Genomic DNA, 13,338 nt, shown 5'->3' with positions numbered 1-13,338 from the left:
GCATGAAAATCGCCATTGTCCTCTTCAATCTCGGCGGTCCCGATTCGCCCGAGGCCGTGCAGCCTTTCCTGCGCAACCTGTTCAGCGATCCGGCGATCATCACGCTGCCGTCGTTCTTCCGGCTGCCGCTGGCACGCTTCATCTCCAGCCGCCGCGCACCCAAGGCGCAGGCGATCTACGCGCAGATCGGCGGCAGTTCGCCGATCCTCGGACAAACCGAGGCGCAGGCGCGGGCCCTGGAAGAGGCGTTGGGACCGGGGCACGAATGGCGCGGCTACGTCTGCATGCGCTACTGGCATCCGATGACCGAGGCGGTGGTGCGCTCCGTGAAACGGTTCGCGCCCGACCGCATCGTGCTCCTGCCGCTCTACCCGCAATTCTCCACGACCACCACGGCCTCTTCGGTCAAGGCGTGGAAAGAGGAAGCGGCGAAGGCCAAGCTCACCGTTCCGACCCAGACCCTGTGCTGCTATCCGGACGAGAACGGGTTCGTCCAGGCATCTGCCGACCTGGTGAAGCAGGGACTGGCCGATGCCGGCGATCGGCCGGTGCGCGTGCTGTTCTCGGCCCACGGCCTGCCTGAGAAGGTCATCAAGGCCGGCGATCCCTACCAGTCCCAGGTCGAGCGCACCGCCAAGGCGATCGCCGACCGGATCGGCGGGCTCGACTGGTCGGTCTGCTACCAGAGCCGCGTCGGGCCGCTGAAATGGATCGGCCCTTCGACCGATGTCGAGATCCAGCGCGCCGGCAGCGACGGCAAGGCGGTGGTGCTCTATCCGCTGGCCTTCGTGTCGGAGCATTCCGAGACGCTGGTTGAACTCGACATCGAGTATCGCCATCTCGCCGAGAAGAACGGCGTGCCGGCCTATGTCCGCGTTCCCACGGTGGGGACGCACCCGGCCTTCATCGCGGGTCTTGCCGATCGCGTGCGCGCCCTCATGGCGGAGCCGCATGTCCCAGTCTGCCATGGTGCGCGCTCGATGCCCTGCAGCGGCAACCACCTCGGCTGTCCGTTGATCGCCGGAGCCTCGTGATGCTCTACGAGGTGCTGAAGTCGCTGCACATCATCTCGGTCATCGCCTGGATGGCGGGCCTGCTCTATCTGCCGCGCCTGTTCGTCTATCACGCCGATGCCGAGAAGGGATCGGTACAGAGCGAGACCTTCAAGGTGATGGAGCGCCGTCTCTTCAGGGGCATCATGAACCCGGCGATGATCCTCACCTGGATCTTCGGCCTGGCCCTGACCTGGCAGGGCGAGTGGTGGCATGCCGGCTGGTGGCACGCGAAGTTCACCCTGGTCTGTGGCCTCACCGTGATCCACCACCTGTACGGGCGCTGGCGCACGGCTTTCGCGGCGGACCGGAACGTCCGACCCGCCAACTATTATCGCTGGTGGAACGAGGTGCCGACGCTGCTGATGATCGGCATTGTCTTCCTCGTGGTGCTCAAGCGCTTCTGAGCAGCTGCCCCGGCCAGATCTTCCGTTCGACCTGGTCGGCCACGATCTCGGCGATCTTGTCGCCGGCGAAACGGGTGAGGCGGGAAACCGGTCGATCCGCCGGATAGGACAGGACCAGCTGCCGGACCGGCGCCGGATCGATGAGAGGTGCCGCAAGCAGCCGGCCCGCCGCGATGTCTTCGTGGATGGGCGACAGCGGCAGGATCGTCCAGCCATGGCCGTGACGGACCAGGTCCTTCAGCGTGGCATAGGAATCCGCCTCCACGGCGATCTGGAGCCGGATCCCGGCCTCGATCGCGCATTGCTCCACGATGGTTCGCAACCCGTGACGCGTGCTGGGCAGCAGGACGCGCTTGCCGTCGAGATCGCCGAACGGGATCGAGCGGTCGCCGGAAAGCCCCGATCCGGTCGGGCCGATCAGGAACAGTTTCTCGAGCAACAGGGGCTCGGTCCGCAGCGATCGGGCCGACAGCGGATCGTAGAGGATGGCGACGTCGATCTCGCCGCGGTGCAGCCAATCGATCAGGTGTCCGGTGTAGGCGCCGACCAGCCGAAGCTCGACCTGCGGATGTGTCCTTCCGAACGCCGTCACCAGCGGCACCGAGAGGATGTCGGCCACGGTCGGCGGAAAGCCGAGGGCGATGCGGCCGCGCAGGGGCGTGTCGAGATCGGAGGCGGTTGCGCGAATCTCCTCCAGTTCGGCCATGACCCGCGTGGCATGTTCGAGGATCTCGCGTCCCTTTTCCGTCAGGACCATGCCGCGGCCGTGCCGCGTGAACAGGCGGACCGACAGTTCCTCCTCCAGCATCCGGATCTGGCGGCTGAGTGCGGGCTGGGCGATTCCGATCCGGTCGGCCGCCTTGCTCAGGCTGCCGAGGTCGGCGACGTGGATCAGGGTGCGAAGTTGGGAAAGCTCCATCGGAGCTATATAATATAGTTATATCTGTTCATTCCCAACGGTCATCGAGTTTCGCTGGCGTTATAGCTAAGGTCCCGGCCGAACCTGAGCCGGATTGGGAGAAACATGACCGCCGCACCGACGCAGCCAGACTGGCGCGACCAGATTTTCGAGGTCTTCCAGGACCACGACATCAAGCAGGTCTATCACGTCCCCGACGCCGGCCACGGGCGGCTGATCGAGGCCTGCCAGCGGTCGAATTCGATCCGCACCCTGGCGCTCACGACCGAGGAGGAGGGCATCCCGCTCGCCGCCGGCGCCTGGCTGGGCGGCCAGCGCTCGGTGCTGCTGATGCAGAGTTCGGGCGTCGGCAATACCATCAACCTGATGGGCATGCCCAAGACGCTGCGCTTCCCGTTCCTGACCCTGATCACGATGCGCGGCGACTGGGGCGAGTTCAATTCCTGGCAGTATCCGATGGGCCAGGGCACGCCGAAGGTGCTCGAGGCGATGGGCGTGCTGCTCTACTCGGTCGAGACCGCCGACGAGGTGAAGGCCACGGTCGACGCCGCCGCGCGCTCGGCCTTCAACGGCGGCCAGGCCGTCGCCGTGCTGCTGCGTCAGAAGCTGATCGGCATCAAGAATTTCGGGAAGAAGTAGGATGAGCACCAACAAGTCAGCTGCCACCCTGCAGCGCCGCCCGCTGGTCAAGCAGCTTCTCGAGGGCGCCGACGACAATCTCCTGGTCATCGCGGGCCTCGGCTCGTCGAATTGGGACATCACCGCCGCCGGCGACCGTCCGCTCAACATGCCGCTCTGGGGCTCGATGGGCGCGCCGGTCGGCATGGGCCTCGGCCTCGCCATGGCGCAGCCGACCAAGCGCGTGCTGGTCATCACCGGCGACGGCGACATGCTGATGAGCCTGGGCTCGCTCGCCACCGTGGCGACGCAGATGCCGGAGAACCTGGCGATCGTCGTGCTCGACAACGAGAAGTTCGGCGAGACCGGCAACCAGGCCACCCACACCAGCCCGCGCAACAACGGCCCGACCGATTCCGGCGCTGGCACGGACCTCGCCATGATCGCGCGCGGTTGCGGCATTCCCGACGCAACGACGGTACGCGACTCGAGCGAGGTCGCGGATCTGGTGAAGGATGTCCGCAGCAAGAAGGGTCCGGTGTTCCGGCTCGTGAAGGTCATGGTAGAGAAGCTGGAGTTCGTGATGCCGCCCCAGGACGGCGCGCATCTCAAGGACCGTTTCCGCCAGGCCCTGCTGGGTCATCCGTAAGAGGCTGCCATGACCGACTACGCTCCCTTCCCGCTGATCGATCTGTCCGGCGGTCCCCGGGAGCGGGGTCGGATCCACGGCCAGGCGGCCGCCGATCGCCTGAAGCGCGGTGCGAAGATGTACGCCGAGTCGCTGCTCAAGTCGGGCGTCGACTGGAAGGAACTGGAGCGCCGCGCCGAGGCGATGGTGCCGCTGATCGAGAAGTTCGATCCGGCCTATGTCGAGGAGATGCGCGGCATCGCCGAGGGCGCCAACGAGCCCTTCGCCGCCGTCGTGCTGATGAACGCCCGCACCGAGATGGTCGTCGCGGCGCGCAAGCAGCAGGCCGCCAAGCATTTCTCTGACGGTTGCACCGCCGCGCTCGCTCTGCCGGAGGCCAGCGCCGACGGCGTCTTGCTGCATGGCCAGAACTGGGACTGGCGGTCGGAATGCGCCGAGACCGGCGTGGTACTGCGCATCCGCCGCGACGACGGGCCCGATATTCTCACCTTCACCGAAGCGGGCGGCCTCGCGCGCTCGGGCCTCAACTCGGCCGGCGTCGGCCTCACCGCCAATGCGCTGGAATGCGAGCGCGACTATCAGCGCGGGCCCGGCGTGCCGCTGCCGTTCATCCGCCGCAAGGTGCTGGAGGCCGCCCATCTCGCCAATGCGGTGCAGACCATCGTCTCGACGCCCAAGCCCGGCTCGAACCATATGGCGGTCAGCCACTGCGGCGGCGAGGCCTTCGGCTTCGAGTGCGCGCCCGACGAGACCTTCTGGATCGCGCCCGACCGCGGCCTCTACGTCCACGCCAATCACTGGATCGCCGATTCGGCGCGCGCCAAGGTGAAGGACACGGGTCTCGCCGAGACCCCGGACTCGATCTATCGCGACAAGCGCGTGCGCGACCAGCTTTCCCCGAAGCGCGGCAAGCTCACACTGGAAGATTTCCGCCAGGCCTTCTTCGACGACTGGGGCACGCCCCATTCGGTGTGCCGTCCGCCGCGCCTCAATTCCCGCGGCGTGTCGACGGCGACGACCGCGATGATCCTGATGCGCCCGGCCGAGGGCCATCTCGAAGCCTGCCCGATGCCGGCGCTGAACCGCCAGTTCACAACCTACACACTGACCCCGGACCGCACGGCCCAGAAGCAGGCGGCCGAGTAGTCAACACCGGTGTCCTGGGCGCAAGTGAAGGACCTGACGGACTGAGCACAGGACTCCGTGGTTGCCGCGAGATCCTTCGCGGTGCTCAGGGTCACAAGGGATGGATAGCTTTCGTCTGCACTGTGCTGGAGACGACGGGTTTTACCCCGGATACCACGCAGGCTTGCGCTTCTCCGTGAAGCTGGCGAGGCCTTCGGTGGCTTCGTCCTGCTGGCGGGTGCGGGCGTGTTCGTCGATCAGGTCGCGAAGTTCGCCGTCGTCGATGAAGGCTCGGGCCGAGGCGAGCGAACGCAGTTTGGTCGCGGTGGTCGCACGCGGCGCGTTCATCAGGACGGACTCGACGATCTTCTCGCCGGCTTCGGCCAGGCCACCGACCGGGCAGACCTCGTGCACCAGGCCGAGGCGGCGCGCCTCGTGGGCGCCGAAGCGTTCGCCGGTCAGCGCGTAGCGCCGCGTCTGGCGCAGGCCGATCGCCTGGCAGAGCTGCGGCAGGATGATGCCTGCCATCAGGCCCCAGCGCGTCTCGCTGATGGAGAAGAGTGCGTCCTCCTGCGCCACGACCACGTCGCAGGCCGCGGCGATGCCGGTGCCGCCGCCGAAGCATCCGCCCTGGATCAGCGCCAGCGTCGGCACCGGGCAGGTGTCGAGCCGCTTCACGGCTTCGGCGGTGAGACGGCTGACCTTCTCGTTCTCGGCCGGCGACTGCTTGGCGACGGCGGTGATCCACGACAGATCGGCGCCGGCCTGGAAGTGCCTGCCATTGCCGCGCAGCACGACGATGCGCAGGTTGCTCTCGGCCCCCAGAGAATCCATCGCGTCGTGCAGGCCCTGGATGAGATCGCCGTTGTAGGCGTTGTTCACCTTCGGACGGTTCAGCGTGACGGTGGCCACGCCGCGGCGGTCGATCTCCCAGAGGACGGTATCGTTCGACATCGAGATCACTCGGCCTTCATGTAGCTGTCCTTGAGCGTGATCTTTCCGTCCTTCACCTCGTAGAGGTCGATGCCGTAGCGATCGAAGGGTTTGCCGGCATGGTCGATGCCGGTGGCGCGGAAGGTGCCGAACAGCTTGTCGCCGGCGCGATGGATGCTCGCCTCGGAGAACCGCACCTCGCGATGCGCCGTGCTCTTGTCGGCGAAGTGCGCGCGTAGCGCCTCCTTGCCCTTGAGGACGCGACCGGTCGGCGAACCGCCGGTATTGAGGCGCCATTCGAAGTCTTCGGTCACGCAGTCGGCGATCGCGTCGACATCGGCCTTGTTGAAAGCCTTGCCGAAGCGGCGGAAAAGGTCGTCGATGGCGTCGGCCATGGAATCCTCCCCGATTACTTGAGCAACGAACCGAAGCAGAGCGCGATGTCGTTCTTCACGCTGGCGTCGGTGACGAGTGAGAGATCGGAGCGCGCGGTCTTGCAGCCGGTCGCGGTGACTTCAATCTCGCGCGTCGGTACGTCGCCGCGATAGCGAAGCTCGCGTGCCGCGGATCCGGCCGGATGAATCGTGAGCACGAGCTGGGGCGAGCCCTCGGGCTGGTCCTTCTTGTCGGGCGAGAATTCCTGCGTCGAAATGTTGGCCTCGTGGCCGGCGCCGCGCAGCGCATCGACGGCTTCGTCCAGCTCGGGGCGAATGACGTCGCGGCACTTGACCCAGAAGGCCTGCACGAAAAGATCCGTTTCGGCGTCCATTGTCTCTCCCTACGGTTTGGCGTCCTTGCTTGGGATGGAGCCTAGCACCTCCCACGGCGGCGGCGAGAACTTCTCGGCGATGAAGTCGATGAAGGCCGTCACCTTGGGGGCGAGATGGCGGCGGTGTGGATAGACGGCGTGAATCGGGATCGGCTGCTCGCCGCGGAACTCTTCCAGCAGCGAAACCAGCTCTCCGTTCTTGATGGCGGTCGCAACCGTGAGGCGCGTCAGGCGCACGATCCCGAGTCCCTGGAGCGCCAGCCGCATCTGCGCCTCGCCCTCGGTGACGGCGACGCGGCCGGCGACCTCGATTTCGCGCACCTCGCCGTCGATGCGGAACGGCCAGCGGTTGAGATAGGTGCGGTCGCGCGAAACGATGCAGTTGTGGCGGATCAGCTCCTCAGGCCGCTGGGGGGCGCGCCGCGTCGCCAGGTAGGCGGGCGAGGCACAGACCAGCCGCACGTCCTCGCCGATCTTGCGCGCCATGAAGCTGGTGTCGGCCAGGCGCCCGATGCGGATGGCGATGTCGACGCCTTCCTCGATCATGTCGACCACGCGGTCGGTCGGCATCAGCTCGAGCTGCAGCAGCGGATAGCGCTCGAGGAACTCCGCGATCACCGGCGCGAGCTGGTGGGTCGAGAAGGCCAGCGAGGTCGTGACCTTCAGCAGCCCGTGCGGCGTGCCGCTCTGGCCGCTGATCTGGTTCTCCAGCGTCTCGATCTCGCCCACGATCCGCCGCGCCGTCGCATAGAAGGCCTCGCCCTCCTCGGTCAGGCTGAGCGCTCGGGTCGTGCGCTGCAGCAGCCGCACGCCCAGCCGGGTTTCCAGCCGGGTGACCAGCTTGCTGACCGCCGAGGGGGTCAGACCGAGGCTGGGCGCCGCGGCCGAAAAGCCTTTGGAATCAACGACCCGGACGAAGGCCGCCATCTCGCTCGCATGATCGATCATTGCGCCATTAATGAAATACTTTCACAAGTGATAGTCAAACACTCCGTATTATCCGCCTTCAAGAAAGGAATTAGGTTCGTTTCATTCCCTTGGAGGTCTTTCAATGTTTACGACGCCTTATCCCACCATCGCCGAACGTCAGGCCTTCGAGGCCCGCGCGCTGCGCATGCGGGGTGCCGCCGTCGCCGGTCTCATGCGTGGCCTGGTCCGCTGGGTCTCGGCAGCCGCCCGCTAGGACGGACATGGCCGACACGCCCGCCGGCCCCTGGGCCCAGTACGCCCGCTACAACCGGCTGGCCAACCAGACCCTCTATGCGGCCTGCGCCGGGCTGTCCGGCGCGGAATACCGCCGGGACCTCGGCGCCTTCTTCGGCAGCGTGCACGGCACGCTGAACCATCTGCTGCTGGGTGACCGCATCTGGATGGCGCGGTTCGAGGGCGGCTCGCACGTCTCGACCGGCCTCGGCGCCACCCAGTTCGAGGAATTCGACGCCCTCCGCGCCGAGCGCGAGCGCCTGGACCGGCACATCGAGCAGTTCTTCGCGAACCTGCCCGAGGGCTTCGAACACGGCAGCGTTCGCTACGTCAACAATTCGGGCTTCGACACCGAGGATCCGTGGTCGGTGATCCTGCCGCACTTCTTCAATCACCAGACCCACCACCGCGCCCAGGTCCACACGCTGCTCTCGCAACTCGGCTACAAGCCACCGGTGCTCGACCTGCACCGCGTGCTGCGGCCCGATCCGACCTGAAGAGAAACCCCGTCGTCCCGAGCGCAGCCGAGGCAGCTCCTTTCCCGCGCACGGTCGATCGAATCGGTAAGGGCCCTTCGACTACGCTTCACCTCGCTCAGGGCGACGGGGCTTTTTTCTCGAAGATTTCGTTTCGACACGCGCCGCCTCCAGCAACACCGCCGCTGCCTCGCGCGCGGCAGCCGCGACCTTCGGATCGCCGCGCACGATGGCGGCGGCGATGGCGCCGTCGATCAGGATCTGCAGCTGCAGCGACAGCGATTCGGCATCCTCAATGCCGAGCTGTCTCAGCAACGCTTCGAACCACGCGCGCCGCTGCTCCTTGAACGCCAGAGCGATCCTGTTGGCGGCGTGCGCCGGCTCCTTGAGTTCGGCCACGGCGTTGACGAAGGGGCAGCCGCGGAACACGCCGGTCGCAATGGTACGCTCCAGCCGGTCGAAGGCGCCCAGGATCTGTTCCATCGGCGGCCGGTCGGACGGCGGCGCGGGTTTCAGCCGCCGTGTCAGGTAGGCCACGATCAAGTCGTCCTTCGACGGGAAGTGATTGTAGAGCGTGCGCTTGCTGATGCCGATCTCGGCCGCGATCGTGTCGACGCCGACGGCGCGGATGCCCTGGCCGTAGAACAGCCGGTCCGCCGTCTCGAGGATGCGCTCCTGCATCGCTGCCCTGCCGGCTGCTCTTGCCATGATGCCTTGACCCCGCTGGCGCCGACCTTAAGGTACACAGGTCTGTGTAATCAAGGGGAGGCGCGCCATGACCATCCTAAAGGAATTGCGGCCGGTCATGCCCATCCTGATCGGCGCCTCGGTGATGCTCAGCCTCGGCATGGGGGTGCGCCAGAGCTTCGGCCTCGTCATGCCGGCGCTGACCCGCGACATCGCACTGACGGTCTCCGACTTCGCCCTGGCCATGTCGGTCCAGAACCTCGCCTGGGGCTTCCTCCAGCCGGTGGCGGGCGCGCTGGCGGTGCGGCTGGGCTTCCGCCCTGTCATGACGACCGGCGCCGCCTTCTATGTCGCGGGTCTTGCCCTGTTTGCCCGGGCAGACGGCCTGACGGGCGTGATGCTGGGCGGCGGCGTGCTGATCGGGCTGGCGCTCGCCTGTACCGCGTCCGCGATCTCGCTGGCGGTAGGCGCGCGCTCGGTGCCGGCGCGGCTGCGCAGCGTCGTCCTGGGCGCCATCACCGCCACCGGCTCGCTGGGGGCGCTGCTGTCGGCGCCCCTTGGCCAGATGCTGACGACCGAACTGGGCTGGCGCGCCGGCCTACTGGGTTTCCTGGCGCTCGTCGTCTTCATGCTGCCGGCTGCCTGGATCGCCGGCCGGGTCGACCGCCTGACGCCGCCCACCCCCGCTGCAGGTGACATCAGCGCCGTTTCGCCGCGCGTGGCGCTTTTGGCGGCGCTGCGCAATCCGTCGTTCCTGGTCATGACGGCGGCCTACTTCGTCTGCGGCATGCAGCTCCTGTTCATCACCACGCACCTGCCCTCCTATCTCGCGATCTGCGGCATGGACCCCTCGCTCAGCGCCGGTGCCCTGGGCGCGATCGCGCTGTTCAACGTGTTCGGCAGCCTCTTCTTCGGCTGGGCGGGCGGCCATTGGTCCAAGCTCGGCCTGCTGGGCGGCATCTACATCGCCCGCTCGATCGTGCTGGCCTGCTACTTCGTGATGCCGCCGACGCCGGCCAGCACGCTGGTCTTCGCCTCGGCCATGGGCTTCCTGTGGCTGGGGGTCGGCCCGCTGGTCGCGGGATCGGTGGTCGAGATGTTCGGCCTGCGCTGGCAGGCGATGATCCAGGGCGTGGCGTTCATGAGCCACCAGGTCGGCAGCTTCGTCGGCGCCCTGGGCGGGGGCCTGCTGTTCGACGCGCTGGGCTCCTACGATCTCGCCTGGCGCCTCGGCGTCGGGCTGGGCCTCGCCGCCGGTCTCGTGCAGGTGACGTTCGCCCTCATGCGACCGCCACCCGCACCCTTCAGGCCTACTCCGGCCTGAACTCCGGCTTGATGTCCTGCTTGCGCCACTTGAAGCGCAGTTCGGCCAGGCCGACCGAGAGCACGTAGAAGACCGGCGTGAAGATCAGGCCGAAGATCGTCACGCCCAGCATGCCCGAGAACACGGCCGTGCCCAGCGACTGGCGCATCTCCGCGCCGGCGCCGGTGCTGATGACCAGCGGCACGACGCCCAGGATGAAGGCCAGCGAGGTCATCAGGATTGGCCGCAGGCGCGTCTTCGAGGCTGTGACCGCCGCATCGAAGCGGTTCATGCCCGCCTCGTGTGCCTGCTTGGCGAACTCCACGATCAGGATGGCGTTCTTGGCCGCGAGACCGACCAGCACGACGAGGCCGATCTCGACCAGGACGTTGCGATCGAGGCCGCGGATGTTCACGCCGATCATGGCCGCGAGGATGCACATCGGCACGATCAGGATGACCGCAAGCGGCAGCAGCCAGCTCTCGTAGAGCGCCGCCAGCAGCAGGAAGACGAACAGCACCGCCAGCCCGAAGGCTAGGATCGCGGTGTTGCCGGCGAGCTTCTCCTGCAGCGCGATCTCGGTCCATTCGAAGCCGAAGCCCGAGGGCAGTACCTTTTCCGCCAGTGCTTCCATGGTGGCGATGCCCTGGCCCGACGAATATCCGCGCTGCAGGGCGACTTGCACCTCCGCCGCGGGATAGAGGTTGTAGCGGGCGACGCGGTAAGGGCCGGTGATGTCCTCGAAGGTCGCCACCGCGCCGATCGGCACCATTTCGCCGCTGACGCTGCGCGTCTTGAGATTCTCGACGTCGCGCAGGGTGAGGCGATAGGGATTGTCGGCCTGCACCGTCACGCGGTAGGTGCGGCCGAGGATGTTGAAGTCGTTGACGTAGGCCGAGCCCATGTAGGCCGACAGCGTCTCGAACACCCGGGCGATCGGCACGCCGAGCTGCTCGGCCTTGGTCCGGTCGATGTCGGCGAAGATCTGCGGCGTGCGCGTGTTGTAGAGCGTGAAGGCCTGGGTCAGGCCGGGCGCCTGTCCCGCCGCCCCGGCAAGCGCCCAGGTGGCGCCCTCTAGGGCCGTCAGCCCGCGCGCCGCGCGGTCCTGCACGTAACCCTTGAGGCCGCCGCCGGTGCCGATGCCGGGCACCGAAGGCGGCTCGAGGACGAACACGAAGGCCTCGCGCAGGGCGAACATCTGCCCGCGCAGATCGGCCAGGATCATATCCTTGGTCAGACCCGGCCGGTCCTTGAAGGGCTTCAGGGTGACGAAGATCACGCCCGTATTGGGTGCGTTGGTGAATGTCGCGCCGTCGAAGCCGACGAAGGAGACGGCGTTCGCGACGCCGGGGCGCGAGGTGATGATCTCGCTCGCCTTGCGCACCAGCGCGTCCGACCGCTCGAGCGTCGAACCGGCGGGAAGCTGCATGGCCGCGATCAGGTAGGAGCGGTCGAGCTGTGGGACCAGCCCGGTCGGGGTCGAGGCCAGCCGATTCTGGGTGAGGGCCAGCAGCCCGGCGTAGATCGCCAGCATGATGAAGCCCATGCGGATCAGCCGCGCCGTGACGCGACCGTAGAAGTTCGACAGCGCCTCGAAGCCGCGGTTGAACCAGCGGAAGAACCAATGGACCGGCGAGGCCAACCGCTCCATCAGGCCGGGTTTCGCCTTCTCCACATGCGACAGGGCATGCGACTTCAGGAGCAGCGCCGCCATCGCGGGCGACAGCGTCAGCGACACGAAGGCCGAGATCGCGGTCGAGGCGGCGATGGTGATGGCGAACTGCTTGTAGAAGGTGCCCTGCAGGCCGGTGATGAAGGCGGTCGGCAGGAACACCGCGATCAGCACCAGCGAGATCGCGATCAGCGCGCCACCGACCTCGTCCATCGTCTTGTGCGCCGCTTCCTTGGGCGACATGCCCTGCGCGAGGTAGCGCTCGATGTTCTCGACGACCACGATGGCGTCGTCGACCACGATGCCGATCGCCAGCACCAGGCCGAACAGCGACAGCGTGTTGAAGGAGATGCCCGTCGCCGCCATGACGGCGAACGAGCCGATCAGCGAGACCGGGATGGCGAGGATCGGGATGATCGCGGCACGCCAGGTCTGGAGGAACAGGATCACCACGATGACGACGAGGATCACGGCCTCGAACAGCGTGGTGATGACGGCGTCGACGGAGGCCTGGATGAAGGTCGTGGGATTGTAGACGATCGTGTAGTCGAGGCCGGACGGGAAGCCCTTCTTCAGCCGCTCCATCTCCGCGATGATGGCGTCCGAGGTCGAGAGCGCGTTGGATCCCGGCCGCTGGAAGATGCCGAGCGCGGTGGCCGTCTTGTTGTTGAGGTAGGCGTTCAGCGTGTAGTCCTGCGCGCCCAGCTCGACGCGGGCGATGTCGCGCAGGCGCGTCACCGATCCGTCGGGCTCGGCGCGGATCACGATGTTCTCGAACTGGTCGGGCGAACTCAGCCGCCCCAGCGTGCGCACCGACAGGGTGAACCCGCCCGGCGAGACCGCCGGCGCCTGGTTGACCGCGCCCGCGGCGACCTGGAGGTTCGCCGCCCGCAGTGCCAGCACGACCTCGCCGGCAGTGAGGTTGCGCGCGGCGACGCGGGCCGGATCGAGCCAGATGCGCATCGAGTAGTCGCGACCGCCGAACACCAGAACGTTGCCGACGCCGTCTACGCGAGTCAGCACATCCTTCACGTAGAGTGTGGCGTAGTTGGAGATGTACTGCTGGTCGCGGCTGCCGTCCGGCGAGACCATGTGCACGACCATCATCAGGTCGGGCGAGGCCTTGCGGACGACGATGCCGAGGCGTTGCACGTCCTCAGGCAGGCGCGGCTGGGCGACCGCGACGCGGTTCTGCACCAGCACCTGGGCCTGGTCGATGTCGACGCCCGGCTTGAACACGACGTTGATCGAGAGGCGCCCGTCACCGGTCGACTGCGACTGGATGTAGAGCATGTCGTCGACGCCGTTGACCTCGAGCTCGATCGGCGTGGCGACGGTCTCGGCGATCACCTCGGCGGACGCGCCGGGGTAGGTCGCGGTGATGTTGACGGTCGGGGGCGCGATCTCGGGGTACTCCGCGACGGGAAGACCGCGCTGGGCGATGAAGCCCACGATCACGATGATGACCGAGAGGACCGACGCGAAGATCGGCCGGTCGATGAAGAAATGGGAAAAACGCATGACG

Annotated in this window: 15 protein-coding genes; 8 read left to right on the top strand and 7 right to left on the bottom strand. The window is 67.1% G+C overall.

The window, feature by feature from the left end; genetic code table 11:
* The first annotated feature begins 2 nt into the window (after positions 1 to 2).
* Together hemH and hemJ are read left to right on the top strand one after the other, a co-directional pair.
* A complete protein-coding gene (hemH, locus tag LJ725_RS08870; protein ID WP_230550295.1) occupies positions 3 to 1,034 on the top strand; it encodes a ferrochelatase in 1,032 nt (343 codons plus the stop codon).
* The gene (gene hemJ, locus LJ725_RS08865; RefSeq protein WP_230550294.1) at positions 1,034 to 1,459 is read left to right on the top strand and encodes a protoporphyrinogen oxidase HemJ; all 426 of its coding nucleotides are present in this window, start codon (positions 1,034 to 1,036) and stop codon (positions 1,457 to 1,459) included. The genes hemH and hemJ overlap by 1 nt, the downstream gene beginning before the upstream one ends.
* Here hemJ and LJ725_RS08860 read toward each other — a convergent pair.
* Positions 1,446 to 2,378, bottom strand: a complete 933-nt coding sequence (locus tag LJ725_RS08860) for a LysR family transcriptional regulator (protein ID WP_230550293.1) — start codon at positions 2,376 to 2,378, stop codon at positions 1,446 to 1,448. The genes hemJ and LJ725_RS08860 overlap by 14 nt on opposite strands.
* A 105-nt stretch (positions 2,379 to 2,483) precedes the next feature.
* Between LJ725_RS08860 and LJ725_RS08855 the strand changes: the two genes are divergently transcribed.
* Genes LJ725_RS08855 through LJ725_RS08845 form a run of 3 tightly spaced genes read left to right on the top strand, consistent with a single transcriptional unit; the run spans position 2,484 to position 4,791 of the window.
* Complete coding sequence (locus tag LJ725_RS08855) at positions 2,484 to 3,017, top strand: thiamine pyrophosphate-binding protein (protein WP_230550292.1); 534 nt, start codon at positions 2,484 to 2,486, stop codon at positions 3,015 to 3,017.
* A gap of 1 nt (position 3,018) precedes the next feature.
* Positions 3,019 to 3,645: a thiamine pyrophosphate-dependent enzyme gene (locus LJ725_RS08850; protein WP_230550291.1), complete on the top strand. Its 627-nt coding sequence runs from the start codon at positions 3,019 to 3,021 to the stop codon at positions 3,643 to 3,645.
* A 9-nt stretch (positions 3,646 to 3,654) separates the two neighbouring features.
* Complete coding sequence (locus LJ725_RS08845; RefSeq protein ID WP_230550290.1) at positions 3,655 to 4,791, top strand: C45 family autoproteolytic acyltransferase/hydolase; 1,137 nt, start codon at positions 3,655 to 3,657, stop codon at positions 4,789 to 4,791.
* A 141-nt stretch (positions 4,792 to 4,932) separates the two neighbouring features.
* Here LJ725_RS08845 and LJ725_RS08840 read toward each other — a convergent pair whose 3' ends face one another.
* The 4 genes from LJ725_RS08840 to LJ725_RS08825 are packed head-to-tail and all read right to left on the bottom strand — an operon-like array spanning position 4,933 to position 7,420.
* Positions 4,933 to 5,724, bottom strand: coding sequence for an enoyl-CoA hydratase-related protein (locus tag LJ725_RS08840; RefSeq protein ID WP_230550289.1), 792 nt, complete (start codon positions 5,722 to 5,724; stop codon positions 4,933 to 4,935).
* Between the two features lie 5 nt (positions 5,725 to 5,729).
* A complete protein-coding gene (locus tag LJ725_RS08835) occupies positions 5,730 to 6,098 on the bottom strand; it encodes a nuclear transport factor 2 family protein (RefSeq protein WP_230550288.1) in 369 nt (122 codons plus the stop codon).
* Positions 6,099 to 6,112: 14 nt separating this feature from the next.
* Positions 6,113 to 6,472, bottom strand: a complete 360-nt coding sequence (locus LJ725_RS08830; protein ID WP_230550287.1) for a hypothetical protein — start codon at positions 6,470 to 6,472, stop codon at positions 6,113 to 6,115.
* A gap of 9 nt (positions 6,473 to 6,481) precedes the next feature.
* Complete coding sequence (locus LJ725_RS08825) at positions 6,482 to 7,420, bottom strand: LysR family transcriptional regulator (protein ID WP_230550286.1); 939 nt, start codon at positions 7,418 to 7,420, stop codon at positions 6,482 to 6,484.
* 103 nt (positions 7,421 to 7,523) lie between these two features.
* Here LJ725_RS08825 and LJ725_RS28920 point away from each other — a divergent pair, with 103 nt between their 5' ends.
* Both LJ725_RS28920 and LJ725_RS08820 read left to right on the top strand, forming a co-directional pair.
* Positions 7,524 to 7,655: a hypothetical protein gene (locus LJ725_RS28920; RefSeq protein ID WP_268990557.1), complete on the top strand. Its 132-nt coding sequence runs from the start codon at positions 7,524 to 7,526 to the stop codon at positions 7,653 to 7,655.
* A gap of 7 nt (positions 7,656 to 7,662) precedes the next feature.
* A complete protein-coding gene (locus tag LJ725_RS08820; protein WP_230550285.1) occupies positions 7,663 to 8,172 on the top strand; it encodes a DinB family protein in 510 nt (169 codons plus the stop codon).
* An 81-nt stretch (positions 8,173 to 8,253) separates the two neighbouring features.
* Here LJ725_RS08820 and LJ725_RS08815 read toward each other — a convergent pair whose 3' ends face one another.
* Positions 8,254 to 8,859, bottom strand: a complete 606-nt coding sequence (locus LJ725_RS08815; protein WP_230550284.1) for a TetR/AcrR family transcriptional regulator — start codon at positions 8,857 to 8,859, stop codon at positions 8,254 to 8,256.
* Between the two features lie 67 nt (positions 8,860 to 8,926).
* Here LJ725_RS08815 and LJ725_RS08810 point away from each other — a divergent pair, with 67 nt between their 5' ends.
* Positions 8,927 to 10,162 carry an MFS transporter gene (locus LJ725_RS08810; protein WP_230550283.1) on the top strand — a complete coding sequence of 412 codons (1,236 nt, stop codon included), beginning with the start codon at positions 8,927 to 8,929 and terminating at the stop codon, positions 10,160 to 10,162.
* On the opposite strand, the gene LJ725_RS08805 is transcribed toward LJ725_RS08810, so the two are convergent.
* On the bottom strand, positions 10,149 to 13,334 hold the full coding sequence (locus tag LJ725_RS08805) for an efflux RND transporter permease subunit (protein WP_230550282.1): 3,186 nt from the start codon (positions 13,332 to 13,334) through the stop codon (positions 10,149 to 10,151). The two genes, LJ725_RS08810 and LJ725_RS08805, sit on opposite strands and share 14 nt — an antisense overlap.
* Between the last annotated feature and the right edge of the window lie 4 nt (positions 13,335 to 13,338).

The organism is Reyranella aquatilis (genome assembly GCF_020880995.1).
Taxonomy (GTDB): domain Bacteria; phylum Pseudomonadota; class Alphaproteobacteria; order Reyranellales; family Reyranellaceae; genus Reyranella; species Reyranella aquatilis.
Note: the sequence above shows the minus strand (reverse complement) of the source record. Positions and strands in the feature narration are given on the sequence as shown.